This is a genomic window from Amycolatopsis thermoflava N1165 (genome assembly GCF_000473265.1).
Lineage (GTDB): Bacteria > Actinomycetota > Actinomycetes > Mycobacteriales > Pseudonocardiaceae > Amycolatopsis_E > Amycolatopsis_E thermoflava.
This window is the reverse complement of the sequence record NZ_KI421511.1, coordinates 3,279,788-3,300,965: the sequence shown is the minus strand read 5'-3', so window position 1 is coordinate 3,300,965 and position 21,178 is coordinate 3,279,788. Positions and strand designations below refer to the sequence as shown.

General features: G+C 72.6%; 19 protein-coding genes. 9 read left to right on the top strand and 10 right to left on the bottom strand.

Annotated elements, in window-relative coordinates:
- The first annotated feature begins 3 nt into the window (after positions 1–3).
- From AMYTH_RS45040 to AMYTH_RS0116490, 3 genes are all read left to right on the top strand, one after another.
- On the top strand, positions 4–2,958 hold the full coding sequence (locus tag AMYTH_RS45040) for a DEAD/DEAH box helicase (protein WP_051362702.1): 2,955 nt from the start codon (positions 4–6) through the stop codon (positions 2,956–2,958).
- On the top strand, positions 2,955–4,160 hold the full coding sequence (locus tag AMYTH_RS0116495) for a hypothetical protein (RefSeq protein ID WP_027931263.1): 1,206 nt from the start codon (positions 2,955–2,957) through the stop codon (positions 4,158–4,160). Before AMYTH_RS45040 ends, AMYTH_RS0116495 begins: the two co-directional genes overlap by 4 nt.
- Before the next feature lie 229 nt (positions 4,161–4,389).
- The gene (locus AMYTH_RS0116490; protein WP_027931262.1) at positions 4,390–4,761 is read left to right on the top strand and encodes a DUF5994 family protein; all 372 of its coding nucleotides are present in this window, start codon (positions 4,390–4,392) and stop codon (positions 4,759–4,761) included.
- On the opposite strand, the gene AMYTH_RS0116485 is transcribed toward AMYTH_RS0116490, so the two are convergent.
- The 5 genes from AMYTH_RS0116485 to AMYTH_RS0116465 all read right to left on the bottom strand — a co-directional run bounded on the left by AMYTH_RS0116485 (position 4,758) and on the right by AMYTH_RS0116465 (position 9,845).
- Positions 4,758–5,174 carry a DUF6292 family protein gene (locus AMYTH_RS0116485; protein WP_027931261.1) on the bottom strand — a complete coding sequence of 139 codons (417 nt, stop codon included), beginning with the start codon at positions 5,172–5,174 and terminating at the stop codon, positions 4,758–4,760. The genes AMYTH_RS0116490 and AMYTH_RS0116485 overlap by 4 nt on opposite strands.
- 23 nt (positions 5,175–5,197) lie before the next feature.
- Positions 5,198–6,004, bottom strand: a complete 807-nt coding sequence (locus tag AMYTH_RS0116480; protein WP_027931260.1) for a Rossmann-fold NAD(P)-binding domain-containing protein — start codon at positions 6,002–6,004, stop codon at positions 5,198–5,200.
- On the bottom strand, positions 6,001–6,456 hold the full coding sequence (locus AMYTH_RS0116475; RefSeq protein WP_027931259.1) for a nuclear transport factor 2 family protein: 456 nt from the start codon (positions 6,454–6,456) through the stop codon (positions 6,001–6,003). The genes AMYTH_RS0116480 and AMYTH_RS0116475 overlap by 4 nt, the downstream gene beginning before the upstream one ends.
- 614 nt (positions 6,457–7,070) lie before the next feature.
- A complete protein-coding gene (locus tag AMYTH_RS0116470; protein WP_027931258.1) occupies positions 7,071–8,681 on the bottom strand; it encodes a tannase/feruloyl esterase family alpha/beta hydrolase in 1,611 nt (536 codons plus the stop codon).
- An 87-nt stretch (positions 8,682–8,768) separates the two neighbouring features.
- Positions 8,769–9,845, bottom strand: a complete 1,077-nt coding sequence (locus tag AMYTH_RS0116465) for an isocitrate/isopropylmalate dehydrogenase family protein (protein WP_027931257.1) — start codon at positions 9,843–9,845, stop codon at positions 8,769–8,771.
- A 51-nt stretch (positions 9,846–9,896) separates the two neighbouring features.
- Here AMYTH_RS0116465 and AMYTH_RS0116460 point away from each other — a divergent pair, with 51 nt between their 5' ends.
- Entirely contained in the window at positions 9,897–10,313 is a 417-nt protein-coding gene (locus AMYTH_RS0116460) for a MerR family transcriptional regulator (RefSeq protein WP_027931256.1), read from the top strand.
- The gene (locus AMYTH_RS0116455) at positions 10,310–11,230 is read left to right on the top strand and encodes an SDR family oxidoreductase (protein WP_027931255.1); all 921 of its coding nucleotides are present in this window, start codon (positions 10,310–10,312) and stop codon (positions 11,228–11,230) included. The genes AMYTH_RS0116460 and AMYTH_RS0116455 overlap by 4 nt, the downstream gene beginning before the upstream one ends.
- A 59-nt stretch (positions 11,231–11,289) precedes the next feature.
- On the opposite strand, the gene AMYTH_RS0116450 is transcribed toward AMYTH_RS0116455, so the two are convergent.
- The 5 genes from AMYTH_RS0116450 to AMYTH_RS0116430 all read right to left on the bottom strand — a co-directional run bounded on the left by AMYTH_RS0116450 (position 11,290) and on the right by AMYTH_RS0116430 (position 16,298).
- Positions 11,290–12,087, bottom strand: coding sequence for a crotonase/enoyl-CoA hydratase family protein (locus AMYTH_RS0116450; RefSeq protein WP_228684822.1), 798 nt, complete (start codon positions 12,085–12,087; stop codon positions 11,290–11,292).
- 59 nt (positions 12,088–12,146) lie between these two features.
- Entirely contained in the window at positions 12,147–13,958 is a 1,812-nt protein-coding gene (locus AMYTH_RS0116445; protein WP_027931253.1) for a glycerophosphodiester phosphodiesterase, read from the bottom strand.
- Between the two features lie 63 nt (positions 13,959–14,021).
- A complete protein-coding gene (locus tag AMYTH_RS0116440) occupies positions 14,022–15,044 on the bottom strand; it encodes a LacI family DNA-binding transcriptional regulator (RefSeq protein WP_027931252.1) in 1,023 nt (340 codons plus the stop codon).
- A 16-nt stretch (positions 15,045–15,060) separates the two neighbouring features.
- Positions 15,061–15,396, bottom strand: a complete 336-nt coding sequence (locus tag AMYTH_RS0116435; protein WP_223843117.1) for a hypothetical protein — start codon at positions 15,394–15,396, stop codon at positions 15,061–15,063.
- On the bottom strand, positions 15,393–16,298 hold the full coding sequence (locus tag AMYTH_RS0116430) for a DUF6772 family protein (RefSeq protein WP_017981535.1): 906 nt from the start codon (positions 16,296–16,298) through the stop codon (positions 15,393–15,395). The genes AMYTH_RS0116435 and AMYTH_RS0116430 overlap by 4 nt, the downstream gene beginning before the upstream one ends.
- A gap of 110 nt (positions 16,299–16,408) precedes the next feature.
- On the opposite strand from AMYTH_RS0116430, the gene AMYTH_RS0116425 reads away from it, so the two are divergent.
- The 4 genes from AMYTH_RS0116425 to styD all read left to right on the top strand — a co-directional run bounded on the left by AMYTH_RS0116425 (position 16,409) and on the right by styD (position 21,172).
- Positions 16,409–17,716 (top strand): MFS transporter, encoded by a 1,308-nt coding sequence (locus AMYTH_RS0116425; protein ID WP_027931251.1) that lies wholly within the window; start codon positions 16,409–16,411, stop codon positions 17,714–17,716.
- A gap of 88 nt (positions 17,717–17,804) precedes the next feature.
- Positions 17,805–18,719: an AraC-like ligand-binding domain-containing protein gene (locus AMYTH_RS0116420; RefSeq protein ID WP_027931250.1), complete on the top strand. Its 915-nt coding sequence runs from the start codon at positions 17,805–17,807 to the stop codon at positions 18,717–18,719.
- 9 nt (positions 18,720–18,728) lie between these two features.
- Positions 18,729–19,472, top strand: coding sequence for an AAA family ATPase (locus AMYTH_RS0116415; RefSeq protein WP_027931249.1), 744 nt, complete (start codon positions 18,729–18,731; stop codon positions 19,470–19,472).
- Positions 19,473–19,717: 245 nt separating this feature from the next.
- Positions 19,718–21,172 (top strand): phenylacetaldehyde dehydrogenase StyD, encoded by a 1,455-nt coding sequence (styD, locus tag AMYTH_RS0116410; RefSeq protein WP_027931248.1) that lies wholly within the window; start codon positions 19,718–19,720, stop codon positions 21,170–21,172.
- Positions 21,173–21,178: the final 6 nt, after the last annotated feature.

Here is a 21,178-nt window from a genome sequence, read left to right as displayed (position 1 = left end):
CCGTTGTTCCGCACAGTCGAACTCCCCACGCCCGCCGTCCTCGTGCCCGCCAGGGAGCTGCACACCAAGCTGGCCAGGACCGGCCGTGACCACCCCGGTCTGCCGAGCGGGCTGGACCAGGTGCTGCGGGATCTGGCCGTCCGCCAGGAGGGCGTGCCGGTGACCGTCGCCGAACCGCGGCGCCCCGGTGGCGACCGGAGCCTGCGGTTGCACACCTACGGCTACGTGGTCACCCTGTTCCCCACCCGCAACGGGGACGGTTACCTGGTCGTGGGGATCGATCCGCTCCGGATGCGCGACCACGACCGCCTCGCCGACGGGCACCTCCTGGTCCGCACCCGGTGGCGGGCGGTGTTCGAGCTGCCGCAGATCCCGCCCGGCAGCAGTGCGCACTGGCCGCGGCTCACCGGGGAATGGGACGCGCTGGTGCGGGCGCGCGGAGACCGGCGGCAGGCCCCGGACATCTCACCGGCGCACGAGCGGTTCCTCGACACGCTCGACGAGCTCATCGAAACCACGCGCCGGTTCGCCGCGCGCGACGACGATTCGCCGGCGAGGTACCCGTACCGCTCGGCCGATCCGGTGGGGGAGCGGCGCTTCAGCGGCGCGCCGGTCTACGTGTTCCGGATCGCCGGGGACCGGAGGCCGGAGCGCGGACGGCTCGTCCGGCTCCGTGGCGAGCCGGAACAACGCGGGGAAGTGGTCCGGGTCCAGGACGACCTGGTGACGGTGCGGTTCGACCAGCCGCTCGACTGGAACCGGCTGGCGCCGCAGGGCGAGCTCCAGGACCGGCCCAACGAGGTCGTCTACGCCAAGCAGCGCGAAGCCGTCGCACTCCTGCGGTCGCGGAAAGCACACAACCGCAACCTGATGTCCGTCTTCGTCGACCACGACGCGCGGCCGTTGACGGCGGTGTCCGCCGAGCCGGCGGAGGCCCTCGACGCCGACCAGCTCGCCGCGTTCCGCGCCGCGCTCGGGGTCCGCGACGTGCTGGCGGTGCTGGGCCCGCCCGGCACCGGCAAGACGCGCACGATCAGCGAGATCGCCAGGGCCCGTGCGTTGTCGCCGGACCGGGGCCGCACGCTCATCGCGTCGTTCACGAACCGGGCGGTGGACAACGTCCTGGCCAAGCTGCCTCGGGACGTGGTCGTGGTCCGGGTCGGCAGCGAGGGCAAGGTCGACGCGGAGGGCCGCACGTTCCTGCTGGAACACCTGGCCACCGAGCTGCGTGCCGAGATCATCGCCACCACGGCGGTCGCGCGGCAGGGTTACGAAGGTGTGCCGGTGGCGCAGGAGTGGGCCGGCGAGTTCGGACGGCGAATCGCCGCGCTGCGCGAAGACCTGGCCGTGGAAGCCCGCGCCGGGCAGGCATTGGATGCCGCTCGCCGGTCGGTGGGCGGGCCGGCTCAGCAGCGGGTGGACGACCTCGCCCGCGCCCTCGGCGACCGGGAACGCGCGGCCGCGCAACGCGCCGACCGGCTCCGGAGCCTGCTCGAATGCCAGGAGCGTGCGCAGCGAGGCGGGCCGTGGAGCAGGCGGTGGGTCGCGTGGATGGCGCGGCGGCGGAGCGACCGCGCCGACCGGCTGCGGGCGGACTTGGCGGCCCGCAGCCAGGAGGCCGCCACGCTGCGCGGCCGCCTGCACGAGGCCGCCGCCGCGCTCGACCTGGCCACCCGGGACGCGCCCCAGGTGATCGCGGCGGCCGGTGTGCTCGACCAGGCGGTGTCGGCACGCCGCCGGCGGGCGGCCGAGGCCGGTCAGGCTCTCGACGCGATCCGGGCGGCGCTCGGGCCCGTCCACGCCGTGCCGGTTCCGCCGGACACCGGCGATCCCGCTGCGTTGCCGGCCGCGCTGACCGACGTCCACGCCGGGCTCGGGCCCTGGCTGGCGTGCCTCACCGCCCGCGCCCGGCTGCTCGACGAGTGGCGCACCGCGGTGTCCGGGGCGACCGAGCAGCTGTACCCGGAGCTGGTCCGGTACGCCGACGTGGTCGGAGCCACCTGCACCGGAGCCGCGTCCCGTCCGGAGATCGCCGGGGAGACGTTCGATCTGGCGATCATCGACGAGGCCGGTCAGATCGGCACGGCGGACGTGCTGGTCCCCCTGGTCCGGGCCGACCGCGCGGTCCTGGTCGGCGATCACCGCCAGCTTCCCCCGATCGTGGGCAGCGACGTGCTGGCGTGGGCGGAGGAGACCGGCGATCCCGCTGTGCGGGACCTCGTCACCAAGAGCGCACTGGAGATCCTGGTGGAGCGGCACGCGCTGCCGCCGAGCCACGTGGTGGCGCTGACCCAGCAGCGGCGGATGCCGAAGGTGATCGCCGACTTCGCCTCCGCGGCCTTCTACGGCGGGCGGCTGACCACGCACGTCGAGCGCGTGCACAACGACCCCCTGTTCGCCGGCCCGCTGGTCTTCGCCGACACCTCGCAGCTGCCGGTGCGGGACCGGTCGGAAACGCCCGTGCGGCGCGGGGCGACGCGCGGGACGGTCAACCACGCGGAGGCCCGGCTGCTGGCCCGGCTCGCCGCCTTCTACCACCGGCTCGGCGCGGACTGGGCGCTGATCGTGCCCTACCGGGCGCAGCGCGGGCTGATCGCCCAGCTCCTCACCGGGGACATCCCGGACCTGGACGCGGTGGACCACCACGTGGGCACCGTCGACGCCTTCCAGGGCGGCGAGCGCGACGTGGTCCTCTACGGGTTCACGCGCAGCAACCGCGCCGGCGAAGTGGGGTTCCTGGACGAGCTGCGGCGGGCCAACGTCGCGTTCACCCGCGCCCGGCGGCAGCTGGTGCTCGTCGGCGACATGGACATGTTGTGCCGGGCGCGGGACCGCGGGTTCCGCGACCTGGCCCACCTCCTGCGCGCGCACGTGCTCGCCCACGGCGAGGTGCGGCACCACCGGGAGCTCATGGCCGTGCTGGAGCAGCGGCGGGAAGCGGGAGCGGAACTGGCATGACCGGCAGCGGAAAACCCTTGCTGTACCCCGAAGAGCGGGCGCTCGACGACGCGGCGTGGGAACAGGGGCTCACCCCGTCGCGGATCTTCGCGATCCTGCTGCCGGTGTGGCAGGTCGAGGTGCGCGCCACCGTCACCGAGGGCAGGCCCTACGAGCTCATCGACCGCTTCCTGGAGCGCGGGATCCTCGAGGGCGGGCTGACCTCGGTGGCCGAGCTGTCGCGGTTCTTCGCCCTGGACGAGCCCCTGGTCGACCGCGCCGTCCGGGTGCTGTCGGCCATCGGGCACGTCACCGTCCGGGACGGCCGTCTCGCCCTCACGGAGCTGGCCCTGCGGTCGCAGCGGGACCAGGTCTGCTACGTGACCACGCGAGAGGACCGGCGCAAGATGTACTTCGACGCGTTCTCCTCACGGCCGTTCAGCCGCGGCTACTACGACTCCGGCACCGTCACGTTCCTGACCGCGGACAAAGCCGCCGCGGCCACGGCCGCGCACCCGTACCCGCGGTTCCTGAAACTGACCAGCACGCGCGGCTTCCGCCGGGACACGCTGCGCGACCTCGAGGGCCGGTCGGACCGGGACCACTACAACCTGCCGTTCCGAGTCGAGCAGCCGGAGAGTCTCGGCGAGGAATGCGTGTACCTGCCGGTGTACCTGGTCCGCGCGGCCGACGCCCGGCGCGCGCCGCGTTACATGGTCTACAGCCAGATCACCGACACCGCGGACCCGGAACTGAGCGACCTGTGCGGCTCGCTGCCCGAGATCACCGGGCTGGTGGAGTCGGAAGCGCTCGCCGTCCAGCCGGGACGGCACGAGCAGCGCATCGCCGACTGGCTGGCGGACAAGGGCGTCCACGGAGTCAGGGCGGTTCAGACCGAGCGCGGGTTCTGGCAGGTCACGCTCCCCGCGACGGCGTTCCGGCCGTCCGGCCGGGTGCCGCTGAGCCGGATCGGCTCGTTCGTGCCGCTGGGTACCGGCGTGCTGGGGGTGTGGTGCGAGGACGAGCGGATCCGGGAGGACGCGTTCCTGCGGCGGATCGACGCCTACGTCACCGCCAGCCGGACGGACGTCGGCGACTGGGTGGTGCGGCTCGCGCGCCGGCTGGGCCTCGCCCTGGGGACCGTGGCCGAGGTCGGGGCGCTGGCGCGGCGCGCGGGGATGAGTTCGCTGGCGGCGGTCCTGGCCGAGCACGCCGGTTCCTGATGCCGTTCCGGGTACATTGTGGACAACGGAATGCGCCTGGGGTGGGTGATGCCCGTCGTCCCCCTTTCCGGTGTCGGTGCACGGAAATCCGCTCGCGGACGCCGCCATCGGGCGCCGGAGGGTGTAGCGTCAGGGGGGTCGAGAGCATCCCGCGCGCGGGCGGTCAAGCCGGCGCCGTTCTCGGCCGCTGACGCCGACCCGGTCACGGGCCGGGGGCAGGAGCACCGGCATGTCGTCGGGCCCGCACGTTCGCACCACCACCCCGAAGGCCGGTATGGCCGCCGGGCCGCCGCGGCTGAAACTCCGAGCGAGTCAGAACCCGTCGGTGCCCACCCCGGGGTACGTCGACGGGGCCTGGTGGCCACGGTCGCGAGACCTGTCCGCGGAGCTGCCGGCACTGCGTGCGGTGCTGGCAGCCCGCCTGGGGCCGATCGACCGGATCGCCTACCACACGACCGCCTGGGACCCCTCGGTGCGCCACTTCGACCGGCGTGGCTCGCTCGTCCCGGTCGTGGGCTACCGCAGGCAGGATTCGGACACCGTGGATGTGACGACCTCGGCGGGTGATCGCCTCGTCCTGGTGGTGGTGCCGCCCGCCTAGGGCTCGACGTACCGCGCCAGCCGCGCGGCGAGTTCGGTGCGGCCGACGTCCACCGCGAATACCGGGCGGGGCGCGTCGGAGCGGTCCGCGGCGATGACCCCGGTGACGAAGCGCGCCACGTCCGCCGGTTCCGGGACCACGTCGTCCCCGGCGAACCAGGCGAGCACCATCGGCGTTTCGCCCGGCCCGGTCTCCACGGCCACTGCCCAGCCGCTGCCTTCGCTCCACACCAGCATCAGGTCCTCGCCCGGCCGGGTCGGCCACCGCCGGGTCAGGCCCAGGTACGCGGTGGCCGTGTCGCTGAGCTCGAAGGAGGTCGCTTCCGCAGGCACGCCGACGGCTTCGGCGACTGCCCGCAGGTATCCGGCGAGTCCGCGGCTGAGTTCGGTCAGGCCGGCGGCGGGAGAATCCATGTGCCCAGCCTAGTTGGGCCGCGTCAGCGCCTGAGCTGCTCGGCCAGGAAGCGGCGCAGCGGTTTCGGCGGGCGGCCGGTCAGGCGGTGCACGGTGCCGGTCACCCGGTCTTCGCTGCCGTGCCGGATGCCCTCGTCCAGGGCGGCGAGCGCGGCGGCGAAGTCGGCCGGGTAGCCCGCCGCCACGAACCGGTCGACCAGGTCGGTGGTCCCGACGCTGGTGTGGCGCACCTCGACGCCGGTCACCTCGCTGTAGATCGCGGCGGCCTCGGTGTAGCTGATGGCCTCCGGGCCGGTGATCACGTGTTCGTCGCGGCCGCACTTGTCGGCGAGCAGCAGCGCCGCGGCGGAGGCCGCGATGTCGGCGGCGTCGATGAACGCGACCCGCCCCTCGCCGGTCGCGGTCACGATCTCGCCGCGGGTCCGGATGCCTTCGGCCACCGGGTGGTCGCCGGTGAAGTTCTGCATGAACCACGACGGCCGCAGCACGGCGAACTCCGGCATGATCTCCCGTACGGCGCTGTCCACCCGGCCCAGCCCCGGATCGCCGGTCGCCACAGCCGACGAGCTGAGCAGCACGACCCGGCGCACTCCCGCTTCCCGGGCGCGCTCCAGGAACGGGCGCACCAGGGGCTCCGGCTCGGCGACCCCGACCGGTGCGATCAGGTACATCCGCTCCACCCCGTCCAGTGCGGCGTCGTGGGTGGCCGGGTCGGACCAGTCGAACCCGGTGCGCCTGCTCGCCGCGCGGACCGTCGCCCCGGCTTCGCTGAGCAACCGTACGAGGGGACGCCCGGTGTTCCCGGACGCGCCTGTGACCAGGACTTTCACTGAGCCCCCTCCTGCATGGCGACCAGCTCGCCGAGCCGCCCGAGAGCGTGCCCGGCGGCGAGCGGACTCCAGTAGTCCCGCAGCGACTCGATACCCTCGGCGCCCACCCGGACCACGTTGACGTACCGCATCCGGTAGGGCAGTCCCGTGCGCAGCGCCGTGCCGTCGACCTCCCACTCCACGATCAGCACGTCCGGGTCGGTGGTTTCATGGCGGGTCTGGGACGTGATCGCCGTGATGTCGACGTTGTCGGTGTAGTCGCGCACGTACTCGCGCACCGCCTCCCGGCCCCGGAGGACGGGCCAGCCGGGCGGTGCGAAGGGAAACTCCATGACCCCGCCGGGGGCGAAGACGTCGGCGAAGCCGTCCATGTCGTGCGCCAGCACGCGCTCGTGAAGCCGATCCAGAGCCTCATGCGCGCGACGGCGCCGGTCCTCAGGGGAGAGAGTCACGACAACGCTCCTCAGATGGTCGGGACGATACCGTCTCGTCCATCATAGCGCCCAGTGGAGTCATCAACGCCACCGCCCACGCGCAACCGCCGCCCGGCAACGAAAAGCAAGCGACTACCCCAACCAGACCTCCCGCGCCCGAACGCAAGCCGGCAACGCAACAGCACCGACCATCGAACCAGACCTCCCCCGCCCCCGATCCACAGCCGATCTTTAGTCGCCGACCAGGCGTGTCAAGGCACGCTTTCCCGCCTTGACACGGCTGCTCGGCGACTGAAACACAATCAGGCATCGGGGGCGGGGGTGGTCGGAAGGTGACCTTTCGAGCGCCGTGAGGCGCACCGCCCGCAGGGCGGACTCTTCGCCGCGCGAAGGCGCGGGTTTAAAGATCAAAAGAAGTCCTCGCCGGACGGGCAGGCTCCGGGATGACCAGAAGAGCACTTCACCTCACCTTGGGTGGGTGGCTGGGTGGTCATCCCGTCGCCTTCCGGTTTGTGCATATCACCTTGAGCCAGGGCCGCAAGGTTGGCATGGTCGGCCGCCGGAGAGAGCCCGGGTTGCGGCCCTGGCTCAAGGTGATGGCGCCGGTGTCAGGCGACGGGATGACCACCCGGCTACCTTGTGTTCACAGATCGTCCGGTGCAGGTGAAGCTTGTCGCTGCGGCTGGGTCACCGTTCCGGTAGCGGGGCCAGGCCGGATATTCGCACAGTGGGCGGGCCCGGCCGGTGGTGGCGTCGGTGACCACCGGGTCGGCCGGCGGCTTTCCGTGCTCGGCCCAGTTTTCCAGTGCAGTCAGCGAGTCCCACGCGGCGGGGAAGGCCGCGCTCACGTTGGCGTGGTTCGCGCCGGGGATCAGGTAGAACCGTGCGAAGGCATCCGTTGCCCGCTTGCCCAGTGTGCGCTCCACGCGCTCAAAATAGTCCACTGTAGACCGGTGGCTGACCAGCTCGTCCGCTGTTCCGTGCAGCAGCAGGAGTTTGCCGCCGCCCCGGGCGAAACGGCTCAGGTCCGGGTTGTTCACGTCCTGCAGCCCGGCCAGCTCGGCGATCCGCTCCCGCCACGGGCCCGGATCGCGTGGATCGACAGTCAGGGCGTCGAAGCCTGGGTCGCGGGTCACGAAGTATCGCACCCACTGGTCCCAGAACTGGACGCCGTAACCAGCGGTGGTCGGCATCGGGGTGGCGGGGGCCACCGTGCCCATGCCGAGCAGTGGGGTGGTCATCGCCGCGCCGGACAGGAACGGGAAACCCGGGTAGCCGCGTTCGCCGCTGTTCAGGTGGTAGTTCCACCGTAGCGGAGCGGAAATCGCCTTCACCGCGCGGATCTGCGCGTCCGACAGGCACGTGTCGCCGGTGTCCGCGCCGCCGGGGCAGCGCAACGACCGAGGGTCGAACCGGCAACCGGGCTCGTTCGAGATCACGCCGTCACGCAGGCCGTCGAGACCGTCGCAGGCCTGAACGACACTGCGGTACAACAGGGTCTGCTTCGCCGGGTTCGGGAACGCGCCCGGCTGCGACAGTACCTGCGCCTCGTAGCCGAAGAACAGGTCCAGGCTCGCCGCGTTCCACGCCGGGTACGCCGAGATCACCCCGTCGAAATCGGCGGGCCACCGTTGCGCCACCGCCAGCGCCTCGCGGCCACCGGTCGAGCCGCCCGCGAAAAAGGTGTGCGACGGGCGCGCCGAATACCTCTCGGCGATCAGGAACATCGCCGCATCACGGGTCTTCTTCAGCGCGTCGCCCGAGAAGTTGCGCACCGCCTCGTCGTTCACCCCGAACGAGCCGTCGAGCGAGGTCGCCGGAACGTGCGTCGGGGAGGCCTGGTGACCGGAATCGCTCGCGAACGTCGCATAACCGCGCGCCAGGGGAGTGGGGCCGCCGACCGGTCCGAACGGGACGTTGCCAGCCACGTTCGGGATCGTGCCGTTGTAGCCGCCACCACCGAACATCAACGCCTTGCCGTTCCACTCCGCCGGCAACGCGACGCGCATCCGGATGTCCGGCGCCGCCGGATCGACCGGGTGCAGCGCCGCGTCCACCTGGCAGTACGTGCCCGCGACCTGGGCCGACGTCACCGTGCCGCCGCTGGTCGGCAGGCCGATCGCGGCGGCCGGGATCGCCAGCCCCGCCAGCCCGGCGCACGACGTCGCCGGATCCGCCTGCGCCGGCGCCGCGAGAGCCGCGGCCGCCAGTGCCGGGACCAGCACGGCAACAGACCTTCTCATGGACGATCCTCCCTGCGCACCGTTGCGAGATCGCCAGGGTAGGCAGCGCCCGGGACGGTCCACCATGTCGGCGGACCACAGCGTCGGTCAGCCCGTCATGTGCTTGATCGACACCACCACGGCGTCGGTGAACGCGCGGGTGCCTGCCGAGCCGCCGAGGTCCGGAGTCGTCACACCGCCGCGGATCGTCTCGGCGACCGCCTCCCGGATGATGCCCGCGACCCGGGCCGGCGCCGGGTCGTCGTGGCGCTCGCCCAGCCACTCCAGCAGCATCGCGGCCGACAGGATCATCGCCACCGGGTTCGCCACGTCCCGGCCCGCGATGTCCGGCGCGGAACCGTGCGTCGCCTGCGCCATCCCGCGCGCCGCCGACACGTTCACCGACGGCGCGATGCCGAGCGAACCCGCGATCTCCGCGGTCAGGTCGGACAGGATGTCGCCGAACATGTTCTCCGTGACGATCACATCGAACTCCGGCGCACGCCGCACCAGGGCGGCGGCCATCGCGTCGATGTGCATGTCGCCGACCTCGACGTCCGGGTACTGCCGCGCCACCTCGCGGCACACGTCCAGGAACAGGCCGCTGGTCAGCCGCAGCACGTTCGCCTTGTGCACCACCGTCACCCGGCGCCGCCGCTGCCGCGCCAGCCGGAACGCCTCGTGCGCGATCCGCTCCACCGACTCGCGCGTGAAGATGGCGTGCGCGATCGCCACGTCCGGGGTCGGCATGAACTCGCCCGCCCCGGCGAAGGTGTTCCGGTCGGCGTAGAAACCCTGGGTGTTCTCCCGCACGATCACCAGGTCGGTGCCGGGCACCAGCGCCCGCGCCCCGTCGAACGCCCTGGCCGGGCGGATGTTGGCGAACAGGTCGAAGTGCTTGCGCAGGAACCCGCTCGGGTTGAGCCGCGAGCGGTGCGGCTCCGGGTAGGACGCGTTGTCGTGCGGGCCGAGCAGCCAGCCGTCCACACCGGACAGCGCCTCGACCGTGGATTCCGGCAGGGGAGTGCCGAACTCGTCGATCGCCGACCGGCCCACCGGCAGCGGCACCCAGTCGATGTCGAGCTCCTGCGCCGCCGCGTCCACCACGCGGACCGCCGCCGGCACGATCTCCGGCCCGATGCCGTCCCCGTCCATCACCCCGAGGCGGTACGTGTCCTGCGTCATGTCAGCCCTTCCCTTGACTTCAAGCGCTTCAACTATCCGACACTGGCCGGTATGAGCACGATCCAGGAGGTCTCCCGGCGCAGCGGACTGCCGGAACCCACCCTGCGTTACTACGAGAAGATCGGCCTGATCGGGCCGGTCGACCGCGACGAGTCCAGCGGGCACCGCCGGTACCCGCCCGAGCTGGTCGAGACCATCGAGGCGCTCGGCTGCCTCCGCTCGACCGGCATGAGCCTGGCCGACATGCGGGTCTACCTGCGCCACCTCGACGGCGGCGACCCGGCCGAGCAACGCGACCTGTTCGCCCGCAACGTCGAACGGCTGGACGCCGAGATCGAGCGGCTGCGGGTGCGCCGCGACTACCTGCGGCTCAAGGCCGAGCTGTGGGACGCGCGGGACCGCGGTGACGCGGCCGCCGAGGAGCGGGCCGCCGACGAAATCCGGGGCCTGTTGCCCCGGCTGAAGTGACCGCGCGCGGCCCCGTCCTGGTCACGGGCGGGACGGGGTTCGTCGGCACGCACGTCATCGCCCGCCTGCTGAGTGACGGGTGGGCCGTGCGGACGACGGTCCGGTCGCCTGATCGGGCCGGGGAGGTGCGCGAGGCGGTCGGCGGGGATCCCGAGTTCGCCGTCGCCACCCTGGACAGCGACGTGGGCTGGGCCGAGGCGGTGGACGGCTGCGCGTACGTGCTGCACGTCGCCTCCCCGTTCCCGGCCGACGACCCGGCCGACGAGGACGAGGTGATCCGCCCGGCGCGCGACGGCGCGGTGCGGGTGCTCCGCGCCGCCCGGGACGCGGGGGTGCGGCGCGTGGTGCTGACCTCGTCGTTCGCCGCCGTCGGATACAGCGGCACGACGCGCGGCTTCTACGACGAGACCGACTGGACCGACCCGGCGGACGACAACACCGCGTACGTGAAGTCGAAGGCCGTCGCGGAGCGGGCGGCGTGGGACTTCGCGCGCGAGGGCGGACCGGAGCTGGCGGTGATCAACCCGACGGGCATCTTCGGACCGGTGCTGAGCCCCCGGCTGTCCACCTCGACCGGCCTGATCAAGGCGATGCTGGAGGGGACGATGCCGGTCGTGCCGCGGTCGTACTTCGGCGTGGTCGACGTCCGCGACGTGGCCGACGCGCACGTGCGCGCGATGACCGCGCCGTCGGCGGCCGGCGAGCGGTTCCTCGTGAGCAGCGGACCGGCGATGAGCTTCGCGCAGATCGCCGAACTGCTGGGCGTGCCGGTGCGCGAGGCTCCCGGCGAGGCCGAGGTGCCGGTGATCCGCACGGACAAGGCGCGGAACGTCCTGGGCTGGGAACCCCGCGACCAGCGGACGACCATCCGCGAGACGGCGGAGAGCCTGCGGCGGTCGGGCCTGCTCGGAGGCTGAGGCCGGAGCCGCGGGCCCGGGCGGTGAGCCCCACCGCCGGCGAGTGTGGGACTCGCGGCTCAGGTCGGGTCGGTGAAGCGTGGCGCCCGCTTCTCGAAGGACGCGGTCACCGCCTCGACCTGGTTCGGGCTGCCGATCAGGGCGGTGATCTCCCGCTGCTCCGCCGCGAAGCCGGCCTCGTGGTCGCGCGGCAGGTCCAGCAGGCGCTTCGCCGCGCGGACCGCGTCGGGGCTGCGCCCGGCGATCGACCGGGCCAGCTCCAGCGCCTCCGCCCGCGGATCGTCGGCCACGCGCGTCGCCAGGCCCAGCGAGACCGCCTCCGCGCCGCTCACGATCCGGCCCGTGAAGGTCAGCTCCTTCGCCACGTCCCGGCCGACCAGCTCGGGCAGCACCTGCGTGCCGGTCATGTCCGGGATCAGGCCCCACTTGATCTCCAGCATCGACAGCTTCGCGTCCGCCGCGACGATCCGGATGTCCGCGCCCAGCGCCACCTGCAGCCCGCCGCCCAAGGCGTGCCCGGTGATCGCCGCGATCACCGGCACCGGCAGTTCGGTCCACACGTAGGCGGCGCGCTGACCGGTCGCCTTCGCCGGTCCCGTGGCGGGTGGCAGGTCGACGTCCGCGGTGATGCGGCCGCCGGAGCGCATCGCCTGGAAGGCCGCGAAGTCCAGGCCGGCGCAGAAGTCCGGGCCCTCGCCGGAGAGCACGACCGCCCGCAGCCCCGGCTCGGTCTTGAGCCGTTCGCCCGCCCGCACCAGGGCCGCGAACATCGCCGGGTCCAGCGCGTTGCGCTTGTCGGCACGGTTGAGCCGCACGTCGGCGACACCTTCACTGATCTCGATGCGCACGCGATCCACCGCGCCAGTCTGACCCGCACGGGGTGGCGGGGACAAGATCGCCCCGCCACCCCGGGGCCTCAGCGGCTCGCGAGCAACGCGATGTCCGCCAGCAGGACGCGCTCCAGCTCCGGAGCGAACCCGGCCCGGCGCACCGCGTCGGCGGCCTGGTCGAAGCGCCCGGCGTCCAGGTGGCGCAGGATCGTCGCCGTCTCCTCCGGGCTCGCCCCGGCCTCGGCGACCAGCACCCGCACGCCCGTCACGTCGACCACGACCTCGAACTTCGCGGACGCCGAAGCCGTCCCGCCCGGGCCGGTCGCGGTAGCGACCAGCTCGTGCGCGCCGGCGGTCAGCGAGCGCGGGTCCAGCGGCACCGCCGGGTCGATCCGCGTGCCGTCCAGCGTCACCGAGACCGACGAGGCGTCCCGCGCCGACACCGCGACCGGCGCCGGCACGTACCGCCGCAGCTCACCCGGCACCGAGATCGTCACGGACGGCGCCGCGTGGCCCGACCGCCAGCCGGCGAGCTCCCCGGCCCGGTCGGTGATGATCGCGTCCACCCCGGCGTCGGCCAGCTTCCGCCAGGTCGCGGCGTCGTTCACCGTGTAGGGCATCACGGCGATCCCGGCGGAGTTCAGCTTGGACACCGTGTCCGGCCGCGTCAGCAGCGCGGCGGCGGACGGGTTGTACGTCACGACCCCGAACGCCTTCGCCGTCGCCACCGGATCGGCGTCCACCGCGCCCCGCAGCAGCCCCAGCGGGATCTCCGGCGCGACCGCCCGCGCGTCCCGCAGGACCTGCTCGTCGAAGCTCTGCACCAGCACCTGCCGCGCCATGCCGCGGCTGCGCACCTCGTCGAGGATCCGCGTGGTCTCCGCGCGGGTCTCCGGGCCCTTGATCTCCAGCAGCAGCGTCGATCCGCTGGTGCGGACCAGGTCCAGCACCTGCCCGAGGGTCGGCACCCGCTGCCCGGCGAACGCGGGCGAGAACCACGACCCCGCGTCCAGCGCGGTCACCTGGGCGGCGGTCAGCGTCGAGATGTCGCCGGTGCCGGGGGTGGTCCGGTCGACGGTGTTGTCGTGCATGACCACCGGCACGCCGTCGCGGGTGGTCTGCGCGTCGATCTCCACGTACTCGGCGCCGGCGCGGATCCCGGCCTCGATCGCCGCGAGGGTGTTCTCCGGCGCGACCGCGGAGTAGCCGCGGTGCGCGACCGTGAGCGGCAGCGCGCCGTCCGGCTGGGTCACCGGCAGCGGTTCGAGCTGGGTGACCACCACGTCGTCGACGCTGATCTTCGCGCCGTCGGCGATGAACCCGAACACGCCCGACGCGCTGCGCCGCAGCTTGGTCGTGGTCAGGACGGTCTGGCCGTCGAAGCTCCAGGTCGCGCGGCTGCCGTGCACCTCGATCGCCACGCGGACGTCGCGCCCGGTGCCCGCGTCGTACGGCGCGGCGGCGGTGTCGGTCACCTTCCAGGTGTTCGCCTCGGTGCGCTGCGCGAACTCGATGCCGTTGGTGGCGGTGGAGGCCGACCGCATGACCGCCTGGCTCCACGGCACGGCCCCGCCCGGCGCGGTGTCGAGAACGATGCCGGCCCAGCGGCTGGAGTTGGTCACCGAATCGAACCGGATGGTCGCCTCGGCGCGGAAGTCCTCCAGGTGCGTGCCGAACGTGATCCGGGACAGCGTCCCGGGCGCGGTGTTGGTCAGCTTGCCGCCGCTGACCTGCCAGGTGCCTGCGACGGGGGTCCACCCGGCGGGCAGCGCGGAGCCGGCGAAGGACTCGCGGACGACGACGTCGCCGGGCGCGGCGGCGGCGAGGGTGGGGACGAGTGCGGCGGCGAGGCCGAGCGCGAGCGCGGCCGCCGTCCACCGGTGGGGAGTGCGTCTCATGCGGCGGACGCTATGTCCGGATTGTGGCGGGAAGGTTGATCTTTCCTGGACGTCCGGCGACGATCAGCGCACGACGCGCGCCGAGCCGCGCTCGACGAGTTCTGCGCTCAACCGCACGGTTTCCCGCGGCCGGTCCGGGTCCGCGACCCGCCGCAGCAACAACTCCACCCCGGCCGAGCCGACCTCGTCGGCAGGCAGCCGGATCGTGCTCAGGCCCGGCTCCAGGTAGGCGGCGAACGGGTGGTCGCCGTAGCCGAGCACACGCACGTCCTCGCCGACGGTCAGCCCGCACTCCCGGACCGCCTTGTAGACCCCGAGCGCGAAGTAGTCGTTGCCGGTGACCACCAGATCCGGGTGGTGCTCACGGCTGATCAGCCCGGCCGCGAGCCGGTGGGCGTCGTCCGGCCGCCACGGCAGCGCCGCGTCCCGCGTCCGGTGCCCGGGCACCTTCAGCACCAGCGAATCGCCGCCGAGCGCCCGCTGGAAACCCGCGATGCGCTGGGCGACCGTGCTGATCTCCAGGTCCTCCTCGAACAGCCACGCCCGCCCCGGCCCGGCCACGCGCGACACCGCGTCCGCGACCGCCTGCTCGACGTCGATGCCGACGAAGTCGAAACCCAGCTCCGGGATGTCGCGGCTGAGCAGCACGACCGGCAGCCCGGCCGCGGACAGCTCCGCCCACACCCCGGGCCGGTGCTGGATCGGCACCGCCAGCACCCCGTCGACGCCGAAGCGCAGCAGCTGCTGCACCGCGCGTTCCTCGTTGTCCTCGTTCTCCTCGGTGACCAGCAGCAGGACCGAGTACCCCGCGATCCGGCACTGCCGCTCCACCGCGGAGATCAGCGCGGCGTAGAACGGGTTCGACGGGTTGGTGATCACCAGCGCGAGCACCATCGTGGTGCCGGAGACCAGCGACCGGGCGTGGCTGTTCGGCACGTACCCCAGCCGCCGGGCCTCGGCGACGATCATCTCGCGGGTGGCCTCGCTGACCTGGTCCTTGCCCGACAGCGCGCGCGACACCGTGTTCGCGGACAGGCCGACCCTGTCCGCGACGTCACGCAACGTGACCCGCCGAGCGCGCACCACCAGCCTGACCTCCGGATCAACCCTTGCCAACAAGATAGATGCGCAGCTTCCCGGTCGTGCCGGGACCCACGGCGCAGCGCACCCGCAGCCACTGGCCGAACCCGCTCACCGCCCAGGTGATCAGGCCGGGGGCGTCGATGCGGTGCTCGACGTCGTCCAGCGGGCACCAGTGCAGGCCGTCGGGGGAGATCTCGGTGCGGAAGTCCAGCGGGCCGTCCAGGTCGAGCGCCTGCACGAAGAACCGGGCCTCGGCGGCCCACGGCAGCTCGTAGGGTTCGGTCGCGAAGTCCTCGCGGACCACGGTGTTGCGTTCCAGGACAGCCGTCGTCGTCGAGCGCATGTCGTGCCTCACCAATCCACCGAGATCAGGACCGAGTCCAGGAACAGGAAGTTGCGGACGCCGCAGTGGGTGCGGACCGAGAAGTAGAAGTTGAGCAGGTTGTCCAGCGTGCCGTAGCGGTCCGGGTACGGCGGCACGGGCACGTCCCGCATGTCCATCACGCGGTCGTTGAGCTGGAGCTCCACATTGGACCGCGTGCTGGTGTCGATGTCCCAGCGCAGGTAGTGCCAGTTGATCTTGGTGGGCACCTCGTTGACGCACATCTCCAGCGGCTCGCCGAAGGTGCGCCAGTCGTCCGGGTCCGGCGCGGTGAAGTCGGCGGCGTAGGGGAGGGCGAACTTGCCCTCCTGGTGGTCGCGCGGCGTCGGCTCCGGCACCACCGGGTACATCCAGCGGTTGGTCATCTCGCCGTCGAGGTTCGTGTTCTGGTAGCGGATGACGTTGTGGTAGCGCAGGCCGCCATCCGAGCAGATGTCGGTGGCCACGGTGAACGCGCCGAACTGCGACTCCGACGGGTGCCGGTTGCCGTCCCAGGGCACCGACGCGGGCGCCTCGTGCCCGACGGTCGCCTCCGCCTTGAACGCGAAGTGGGTCTCGATGCGGACCCGGCCGCGGCCCGCCATCGTCAGGCGGCGGATGCCGGTCGCGGTGTGGCCGGGGTAGGGGCGGGTCGCGAGTTTGAGCGCGTAGTTGCCGCTCAGCGTGCCGTGCGTGCCGACGTCGAAGAACGTGCACGAGGACAGCTGCGGCGGGCGGAAGTCTCGCATGTGGTCGTCCACGGTGTCCAGGTCGCCGCGGCCGTCGTAGTTGCCGAGCAGCTCGGTCCAGCCGTGCGTGGTGGAGTCGAACCGGTCGAAGCACAGCACGCGGGACAGCGGGTTGTACTTCGACAGGGCCGTCTCATTAACGTTCATGTAAGTCAAAGCGGTTCCTTGTCTCTTGACCGCAGGGAAAGCGAACTCGTAGCCTGTCGCCACCATGAACGTTAATGTAGACGTTCGTCAGACGCAACGAAGGGTCTGCGATGAGACTCCGGATCAGCCGGGCCACGGTGGGCTCGACCGTGGGCACGGCGCTCGAGTGGTACGACTTCTCCCTCTACGGCACGGCCGCCGCACTCGTGCTGCCGCAGGTGTTCTTCCCCTCCGGTGATCCGGTCGTCGCGACCCTGTCGTCGCTGGCCACGTTCGCCGTCGGGTTCTTCGCGCGCCCGGTCGGCGGGGTGATCATCGGGATCCTCGGCGACCGGGTCGGGCGCCGCACGATGCTGTTCGTGACCCTGATGGTGATGGCCGTGGCGTCCACGCTGATCGGCGTGCTGCCCAGCTACGCCACCGCCGGCGTGTTCGCGCCGGTGGCGCTGGTGCTGCTGCGGGTGGTGCAGGGGCTCGGCGCCGGCGGCGAGTACGCCGGGGCGATGCTGCTGTCCGCCGAACACGCCGAGACCAGGGCGCGCGGCATCAACGCCAGCGCGCCGACGCTGGGCAACGCGGTCGGCTCGCTGGTCGCGACCGGCGTGTTCTTCCTGACCTCGGCGCTGATGTCCGACGCGGACTTCACCGGCTGGGGCTGGCGGATCCCGTTCCTGCTCAGCTGCCTGGTCGGCGTCGCGGGTGTGATCGTGCGGCTCAAGGTGCCGGACAGCCCGGAGTTCGAACGCGCCAAGGAGGAGGGCCGCGCCACCCGGGCGCCGCTGCGGACGCTGTTCGCCACGTCGGGCCGCAAGATCCTGCCCGGCATGCTGATCTCCGTCGCGCCCAACGTGATCAGCTACCTGCCCTCGGTCTACGCGCTGAGCTACCTGACCAAGGAGGTCGGCGCCGCGGCGTGGGTCGGGCTGCTCGGCATCGTCATCGCCAACGCGCTCAAGGTGGTCACGGTGCCCACCGCCGGCTGGCTGTGCGACCGCTTCGGGCGGCGGCCGGTGATGATGACCGGCGCGACCGCGGCGGCGCTGCTGTTCTACCCGTTCTTCTTCCTGCTCGACACCGGCACGCCGGTGGTGATCTGGGCGGCGCTGGTCCTGCTCTACACGCTGTGCAACGACCTCACGCTGGCCTCGCAGGCCACGATGATGTCCGAGCTGTTCCCGGTCGGCTACCGCTACACCGGCGTCACGTTCACCCGCGAGATCGCGGGCGCCGTCGTCGGCGGGTGCATCCCGTTCGTGGCGGCCGCGCTGACGTCCGCGTCCGGCGGGCAGACCTGGCCGATCGCGCTGGTGTGCGGGTTGTTGTGCCTGCTGTCGGTGCTGGGCGCGCGGTTCATCGCCGAGCCGGAGCACCTGCGCCGCCGCGACGCCGCCCGGGTGGCGACCCCGGCAGGAGGGTGACGCCCGGCACCCGGCCACGTACCATGGCGCCAACCCGACCGGGCGTTCGGTTATTCGAGGCGAGGAGGCCGAGGTGGGCGCGTTCCCGATGACGTTGGACGCCGGCGCCGCGACGAGCCTGGAGTCCTGGTGCGACGTGCTGGCCAGCGCGTTCGTGCCGCTGGACGTCGTCTCGGTCGGGAACCGGTTCCACGGGCGGGTGCACGCCCGGCCGATGGCCGACCTGCAGGTCTCCGTCGTCAGCTCGACGCGCCAGGTCACGCGGCGGACCCGCGGCCTGATCCGGCGCCGGGCGGGCGACCTGTACAAGGTGGGGCTGCAGCTGCGCGGGCACGGCATCGTCCAGCAGGACGGCCGCACCGCGCGGCTGGCGCCCGGTGATCTGACCGTGTACGACACGAACCGGCCGTACGAGCTGGTTTTCGACGACGACTTCGAGATGCTGGTGCTGCTCGTGCCGCGGCGACGGCTGAAGCCGCGGGCGCCGCGGGTGGACGACCTGACGGCGGTGACGATCCCGGGTTCGGCCGGCAGTGGCGCGCTGACGTCGGCGTTGCTGCGCGGGCTGGACCCGCGGGTGGCGCAGCCCGGCCCGGAGGCGGGTTTCCTGTCGGACGCGGCGGTCGACATGCTGGCCGCGTGTTTCGCCGCGCAGACCGAGCCGCCCGCGGACACGGTGGTCACGGCGGCGCAGCGGTACATCGACGAGCACCTGTCCGACCCGGCGCTGTCCCCGTCCGAGGTGGCCGCCGCGGTGCACGTTTCGCTGCGCCAGCTGCAGAAACTGTTCGAACGCCGCGGCGCGACGATCACCGGCTGGATCAGGGACCGCAGGCTGGAGCGGTGCTGGCACGACCTGGCCGACCCGGCACTGGCGACCCGCCCGGTCGCGGCGATCGCCGCGTCGTGGGGCCTGGTGGACGCGGCGCAGTTCAGCCGCACGTTCCGGGCCAAGTACGGCCGCACCCCGCGCGAGCACCGGGCACAGCTGGTGGCGGGATAGCGCGCGCCGGTGTTCGTGCAGCGGGTCCGGCTCGCCCCGGACGCGGATCTGAGCCGCTACCCGTTCACCCTGCCCGCGGTGGCGCACCTGGCCCGCAGCGGCGGTCTGCCGCTGGCGCCCGGGGTGACCTTCCTGGTCGGCGAGAACGGCAGCGGCAAATCGACCCTGGTGGAGGCGCTGGCGGTCGCCGCGGGGTTCAACCCCGAGGGCGGCAGCCGGAACTTCAACTTCGCGACGCGCGCCAGCGAGTCGGTCATGGGCGACCACCTCGTCCTGACCTGGGGCCCGGCGAAGCCGCGCACCGGGTTCTTCCTGCGGGCGGAGTCCTATTACAACGTGGCCTCCGAGATCGAGCGCCTCGACCGCGACGAGGGGTCACCGCCCCTGCTGCCCGCGTACGGGGGCGTCTCGCCGCACGAACGCTCGCACGGGGAGTCCTTCCTGGACCTGGTGACGTACCGGTTCGGACCCAACGGGCTGTACCTGCTGGACGAGCCGGAGGCGGCGCTGTCGGTGCGCGGGTGCATGGCAGTGCTGGCGCGGCTGGCCGAACTCGCCCGGCAGGGCAGCCAGATCGTGGTGGCCACGCACTCGCCGGTCCTGCTCGCACTGCCCGGCGCCACGATCTACCAGATCGATGACAGCGGGGAGATCACGCAGGTCGATTACGACGACGCGCTGCCGGTGCGCCTGACGCGCGACTTCCTCGCCGCACCGCAGCGGTACCTGCGGCACCTGCTCGCCGAGGGGTGAGGACCGCGCTGGGAGGAGCTCGGCCCGCGAAAGCCGCAGCCACACGCCCGCGCGCCTCGGTGAGTTCGACGGCGCAGCCGCTCCACGCCGAGCAGCAGCGGCACCTGCCCCCGGCGCCTGATCTGGTGCGCGCACGCACAAGAGCCGTGCGCGCAGACGCAAGACCGGCGCCACGTGGCGGAGCATCCTCGGGGCAGACGGCCCACCCGGGTCGTGGTCGACGCCGATCGCCGAGGAGCACTCCCGTGACCACCACCGAGACCTTCCCCAGCCAGCTCTTCCTAGCCGGCCAGTGGCGCGACGGCACCGGGGGCACGTTCGCCGACCTCAACCCGGCCACCGAGGAGAAGCTGGTCGACGTCGCCGCCGCCTCGGCGCAGGACGTCGACACCGCCGTCAAGGCCGCCCGCGCCCAGCTGTCCGGCGAGTGGGCCGCCCTGCCCGGCTCCCAGCGCGGCCTCATCCTCAACCGCGTCGCCGACCTGATCGACCGCGACGCCGAGCTGCTCGCCCGCCTCGAAGCGCTCGACATCGGCAAGCCCGTCGGCCAGCCGACCGTCCTCGACATGCCCAACGCCGCCCGCACGTTCCGGCACTTCGCCGGCTGGGCCGACAAGATCACCGGCCAGGTCATCCCCACCGACGGCTACCTCGGCCGCCCCACCCACTCCTACACGCGCCGCGAGCCGGTCGGCGTCATCGCCGCCATCATCCCGTGGAACACGCCGCTGATGATCACCGCGTGGAAGCTCGCTCCCGCGCTGGCCGCGGGCAACACCGTCGTGGTCAAGCCGCCGGAGGACGCGCCGCTGTCGATCCTGCACCTGGCGAAGCTCCTCAAGGAGGCCGGCCTGCCCGACGGGGTGGTCAGCGTGCTGCCCGGCCTCGGCGAGGTCACCGGCCAGGCGCTGATCGACCACCCGGACGTCGACAAGATCAGCTTCACCGGCAGCCCCGAGGTCGGCCGCCACGTCGGCGTCGCCGCGGCCCAGTCGTTCAAGCGCATCACCCTGGAACTGGGCGGCAAGTCGCCGCAGATCATCCTCGCCGACGCCGACCTCGAAGCGGCCATCGGCGGCACCGCGATGGGCCTGTTCTTCAACCAGGGCCAGGTCTGCGCCGCGGGCACCCGCGTGCTGGTGCACCGCTCGCTGTACTCCGACGTGGTGGACGCCCTCGCCGGCGCCGCGCGGCAGCAGGTCCTCGGCGACCCGCTCGACCCGGCCACCACCATGGGCGCGCTGGTCAACAAGAAGCAGCAGGACCGCGTGCTCGGCTACATCGAAAAGGGCCGCGCCGAGGGCGCCCGGCTCGTCGCCGGCGGCGCCCGCCCCGAGCGGCCCGGCTACTTCGTGCAGCCGACCATCTTCGCCGACGTGGACAACGACATGACGATCGCGCGCGAGGAGATCTTCGGCCCGGTCGGCTCGGTGATCCCGTTCGACGACCCGGCCGACGCCGTCCGGATCGCCAACAACACCACCTACGGCCTCGCCGCCACCATCTGGACCCGGGACGTCACCGCCGCGCACACCCTCGCCGCGCAGGTCCGCGCCGGCGCGGTCGGCGTCAACGGCTGGGCCCCGATCGACGCGGCCCTGCCGTGGGGCGGGATGAAGTCCAGCGGCGTCGGCCGCGAGCTCGGCTGGAGCGGGATCCTCGCCAACACCGAGGAAAAGGTCGTCACCGTCGTCCTCTGAGTCCAC